The sequence below is a fragment of the Coleofasciculus sp. FACHB-712 genome, from assembly GCF_014695635.1.
Lineage (GTDB): Bacteria > Cyanobacteriota > Cyanobacteriia > Cyanobacteriales > FACHB-T130 > FACHB-T130.
The window spans coordinates 1-4,019 of the sequence record NZ_JACJOQ010000061.1 but is presented as its reverse complement, the minus strand read 5'-3'; the positions used below and the strand labels follow the sequence as shown (position 1 = coordinate 4,019).

Annotated in this window: 3 protein-coding genes and 2 pseudogenes; 1 reads left to right on the top strand and 4 read right to left on the bottom strand. The window is 46.5% G+C overall.

All coding sequences use genetic code 11. The annotated features are described in order from the left end of the window. Positions 1-361: 361 nt before the first annotated feature. Together H6F50_RS26825 and H6F50_RS01425 are read right to left on the bottom strand one after the other, a co-directional pair. Positions 362-466: pseudogene (locus H6F50_RS26825) on the bottom strand (TetR/AcrR family transcriptional regulator); the annotation flags it as partial. A 57-nt stretch (positions 467-523) separates the two neighbouring features. Continuing rightward, positions 524-1,126 (bottom strand): annotated as a pseudogene (locus tag H6F50_RS01425) (TetR/AcrR family transcriptional regulator); the annotation flags it as partial. A gap of 52 nt (positions 1,127-1,178) precedes the next feature. Here H6F50_RS01425 and H6F50_RS01420 point away from each other — a divergent pair. Continuing rightward, a complete protein-coding gene (locus H6F50_RS01420) occupies positions 1,179-2,171 on the top strand; it encodes a Rieske 2Fe-2S domain-containing protein (protein ID WP_190425519.1) in 993 nt (330 codons plus the stop codon). Positions 2,172-2,303: 132 nt separating this feature from the next. Here H6F50_RS01420 and H6F50_RS01415 read toward each other — a convergent pair whose 3' ends face one another. Then, positions 2,304-2,864: a Uma2 family endonuclease gene (locus tag H6F50_RS01415; protein ID WP_190425526.1), complete on the bottom strand. Its 561-nt coding sequence runs from the start codon at positions 2,862-2,864 to the stop codon at positions 2,304-2,306. Positions 2,865-3,016: 152 nt separating this feature from the next. Continuing rightward, complete coding sequence (locus H6F50_RS01410) at positions 3,017-3,880, bottom strand: neutral zinc metallopeptidase (protein WP_190425506.1); 864 nt, start codon at positions 3,878-3,880, stop codon at positions 3,017-3,019. Positions 3,881-4,019 lie beyond the last annotated feature (139 nt).

Here is a 4,019-nt window from a genome sequence, read left to right as displayed (position 1 = left end):
GCTACGAAGATCCGAGTTCCTGGCTTTGATTTCCAGTTATGGTCTTCTTTTAGCTCTAAGGTTTCTTTGAGCCATTTGAGATTGTGCTTTTTGCTTTTAGACATAGCCGCGACTGTGTTAACCTTCCTCTTATTTTGCCGTAGGTTGCTTTTTATGGTAGGTGTCTGTTAGTGCGATCGCCCATACTGATGCATTCATTACTCATCAGCCTACCCTAAGCCATCTAAAGACCGGATCAACGGAGAGGAATTTTGGGATTGGTGGCAATTCACAACCAAGAATAAAGAAAGCGATCGCTTTTTTTGGGTGTGAAGTCAGGGCGATTGATACTGCTACCGAACGGGGATCAGAAACCCTGGGAATTCTCCACAAACTGTTTCCCACATTCCTTACAGAGATAGCACTGCTTCCCCCTTCGATACCCGTTTTTAGATAACTGCTCCGATTGACAATGCAGACACTTCATTACTTTCATTACATTGTCCAACTGAGCGTTCCCTACATACGGCTCTAAATATGACACCAACAAGTCCTCAATCTGCTGCACCAACTCTTGACGATGTTGTTGATCTGGGTTCCGAAGTGCCGACAGAATGACAGCATTACTGCTGTGGACGCAAACCTCTGCCAATAGACTACATTGCGCCTTACTTAATGCCGAATTTCTTTGCTTTAAGAGACCAGCCATGAAGTCAATTGCTTCCTGGGTCATGCTTTCATCGATCGACTGGAAAATCTCGCGGGATATAAAAAACTGCACAAACACCACCCGTGACACAGGTTGTTCAAACATCTGTGCGATCGCGCTGACCAATCCATGAATCATCTGTCGGAGTGGTAATCGAACCATCTCTGGCGTATCTGCCCTCGACCACATGGCCTTAACGCGCTCGGTATGGCGTAATTCCATCGCCTTAAAAATGGCAGCTTTATCGGGAAAAAACTGATACAAAGACCCAATTGCCGTCCCCGCTTTGGCTGCAATCAGATGGGTGGTTGCCGCTTCATAGCCCACTTCGTCAAACACTGCCGCTGCTGCATCCAAGATTTTTTCGACCCGTTCTTTACCTCGCTGCTGTTTGGGTTGACGGCGCAGACTTCTTGACGAATGTGAATATTCTGTCATATTCTGAAAACACGACGGATTATTCACAATTTTATCTCTACCGGAGAACATTATGCAGTCTATGCTTTTCGGTGCGCCTTGGTTGTTGGCGCACAAGTCGATGTTGGTAGTGAACCAACCTCGGAAGATTTCTCTGTATGGTAATGATTATGTGATGTGGAAAGACGCTGCTGGAAGAATCCATGCCCTGCCCAATGCCTGTCCTCACATGGGAGCAATGTTGTCAGAAGGATGGTGCGAAGCACACACGGATGGTACGAGTACTGTCGTCTGCCCGTTTCATGCCTTGCCGTTTGATTCAGAAGGATGCACCGTTTTGCCGGGAACGGAAAAGAAAACGTTGCCTCAACTGAAACCGTTAGAGTTAACAATTCAAGGAGATTTCATCTGGTCTTACGGCGGATACGAGCCAAAAGTGCCGATTCCCGCAGTCCTGAATGACATTGCAGATACCTACTACTTTGTCGGGCATACCGCAGATACAAGTGTAGAGACCGATTTGCTGACTATGTTGCTGAATATGCACGACTATAATCACCAAAACGGTACTCACCAGGAATTATTCCGAGTTACCAATGTGGAATTTCATCAATTCATTGACAATGGGTATCATTCCCATGCGTTTTATGATATGCCCACCGCCCCTTACAGCTTGGCAGAAAAGCTGAGAAAACTCGATTTATTCCTACTCCCGACAAGCATCAAAGCCCACCTGGAAAACTACTTCCCATCTCTGGTGATTTTTCATGGTGAAATGCCATTAGGTAAAGTAGTCCAGTGTCACATCTTTATCCCAGAAGCCGAGAACCGCACAAGGACTTACATTTTGCTATTTGGTCAAGCTAAGCACCCTGCCTTTAAGCTATTTGGCAGGACATATCTCAAGTTTGGCAAGGTGGTAGTTGATCAAGATGCTGATATTTTGGGTAAAATTTATCCAAATACGCCTCAGAAAATTAAACTCAATAATGAAGTGGGTATGGACTGGGTGCGGCGCAATTTTCAAAATTTCCCAAATGTTGTGGAACCTAATCTTTCAAAGTAGACGGCGCATAGCTCTTCAATATTATGGTAGCTGTTCGTTTCAGCATCACCCCATTGTGATCGCAATCGGAAGCTAGAAGCGATCGCGCTTATGTATAGTGTCAATTGAGTATGATGCAGAGTTCAGTACCAATCAACCAACTCTAAGCCATCCAAAGACTCGATCAACGGTTAAATCCAAAGCGAGGAATTTTGGGATTGGTAGGCGATCGCTTCCTGCTAACTCGACAGGTTCCTGTCCTGGAATAAATGCCAAAATTAACCGCTCATCTGGATCGATTAACCATCCTAACTGAGTGCCATATTTAAGGCAGTGCAAAATGTTACTAATGACTTTAGTAGCTCTCTGTTCGGGTGAGAGAATTTCTATCGTCCAATCCGGGTAAATTTCAAAAGCATTCGGTACTTCGCCATCCGCTTCAAAAGGAATTCGTTCCCAAAGGACTACAGAAGCATCTGGAACAATCGAGCGCCCACCAAATGTACAGCGTAATTCTGGAAACGCTAAGGCAATTCGTGGAGTTTCTGCAACTGCATTGACAGCATCACAAAATTTAAGTTGTAGGCGAGAGTGTTTGCCTTGAGGCATCGGTTTTTGGTGAATTCGACCGCCAATAAATTCACTGGCAGGTTTAGTTTCTGGCAGTTTTAGGAATTCTTCGAGGGTAAGGGATGAAGGAATCGCTGTTGTCATCACCTTGAGTTCGGTATCGTTGCCGCTATGACAGAATTTTATCGTCTTTGCCATCGATAAGCTCCACAGCGCGATCGCAACCATGAATAAAAAAGCGATCGCGCTTTGGAGATTGCGATCGCTTCCTACTAAAGTTCCAACACCCTATTTTGTTAGGGATTTGCTGCTGCAAAGGTGTTGCATTGTGCCGGTTCCCCTGTCTGAATCCCCCGCTTGAACCAGCGGACTCGCTGCGCTGAACTACCGTGAGTAAAAGAATCCGGGACAACATGCCCTTTGGACTGACTCTGCAAGCGATCGTCGCCAATACTGCTAGCAGCATTCAGCGCCTCTTCAACGTCGCCTTCCTCCAGAATTTGCCGGGAACGATTCGCATGATGCGCCCAGATGCCAGCAAAACAGTCTGCTTGTAACTCCAACCTGACTGAAAGTTGATTCGCCTCTGCGCGACTAGCTTGACGCTGTAATGTACGAACTTTACTCGAAATTCCCATTAAGTTCTGCACATGATGCCCAACCTCGTGAGCAATTACATACGCTTGGGCAAAGTCTCCGGGTGCGTTGAGCTTATACTTCAAATCTTGATAGAAAGTTAAGTCAATATAGACTTTTTGATCGGCGGGACAATAAAACGGCCCGACTGCTGCACTGGCAGAACCACAAGCCGACTGTACCGAATTTGAGAAGAGAACTAACTTAGGCTCGACATAGTTCTCTCCGTTTTGACGAAACAGCGTACCCCATGTATCTTCCGTATCCGCCAAAACAACCGAAACGAAATCAGCCATGCGATCGTTCGTAGTCGTTGATTGTGTTCGAGGAGACTGGGACGAGGTGCGATCGCTCGGAGCTTGTTCTTGTCCTTGTTGCAACACTGCACCGGGATCGCCCCCCAAGAGGGCAACAATGACCGCCAGAACGATTGTCCCAATACCACCCCCAACTAGAGGGCCAGAAACCCCACCCCCGCGTCTGTCCTCAACGTTGCTGCTTTTACGACCGAATTCCCAGCGCATAGCTTCAAGTCTCCAAACTACTCAACCCAGCAGAAGTAAGTAAAGTGCTATTTCACCTAACCCAGACTTTCCACAACCCACTACAAATATTAGCGATCGCCTTCATCTAGATCCTCTGCCAGAGGGACGGCGCTGATTT

Bases quoted from the DNA above. Each gene is read 5' to 3' on its own strand.
- H6F50_RS01420 (WP_190425519.1), top strand. From the start codon at position 1,179: ATGCAGTCTATGCTTTTCGGTGCGCCTTGGTTGTTGGCGCACAAGTCG.
- H6F50_RS01415 (WP_190425526.1), bottom strand. From the start codon at position 2,864: ATGACAACAGCGATTCCTTCATCCCTTACCCTCGAAGAATTCCTAAAA.
- H6F50_RS01410 (WP_190425506.1), bottom strand. From the start codon at position 3,880: ATGCGCTGGGAATTCGGTCGTAAAAGCAGCAACGTTGAGGACAGACGC.